Here is a 466-nt window from a genome sequence, read left to right on the forward strand (position 1 = left end):
GTACTGTTAACTTCCTATTGCTTCCTTCAGACCCTGCCGTTGGCCAGCAACGCCCTTGCAATTCGGATTATCTTCCCCTCAGTCGGGGTGATTCAGGTTTCTTTCAACCTGACGGGTTTGCCAGCTTCGCTGGGCAAACGAAAAAGCCCTAGCATTGCTGCTAGGGCTTTGTCTGTATAAATGGCGGAGTGGACGGGACTCGAACCCGCGACCCCCGGCGTGACAGGCCGGTATTCTAACCAACTGAACTACCACTCCGCAGTGGCGTACTCGCTATCAAGCAAGTGTCCATAATTTAAAGCCTGGCGATGTCCTACTCTCACATGGGGAAACCCCACACTACCATCGGCGCTAATTCGTTTCACTTCTGAGTTCGGCATGGAATCAGGTGGGTCCAAATCGCTATGGTCGCCAAGCAAATTTTGTTTAAGTTCCTAGAAGCTAGTTCCTAGAACTTAATAATTCG

Annotated in this window: 1 tRNA gene, 1 rRNA gene and 1 pseudogene; 1 reads left to right on the forward strand and 2 read right to left on the reverse strand. The window is 50.6% G+C overall.

Features of this window, described 5'->3' with window-relative positions:
- Positions 1–180, forward strand: a pseudogene (locus QTO00_RS20825) (hypothetical protein); the annotation flags it as partial.
- A 1-nt stretch (position 181) separates the two neighbouring features.
- On the opposite strand, the gene QTO00_RS20830 reads toward QTO00_RS20825, so the two are convergent.
- Together QTO00_RS20830 and rrf are read right to left on the reverse strand one after the other, a co-directional pair.
- Positions 182–258 (reverse strand) — tRNA-Asp (locus QTO00_RS20830).
- Between the two features lie 42 nt (positions 259–300).
- A 5S ribosomal RNA gene (rrf, locus tag QTO00_RS20835) occupies positions 301–416 on the reverse strand.
- Between the last annotated feature and the right edge of the window lie 50 nt (positions 417–466).

It is taken from the genome of Vibrio sp. M260118, from assembly GCF_036533755.1.
Lineage (GTDB): Bacteria > Pseudomonadota > Gammaproteobacteria > Enterobacterales > Vibrionaceae > Vibrio.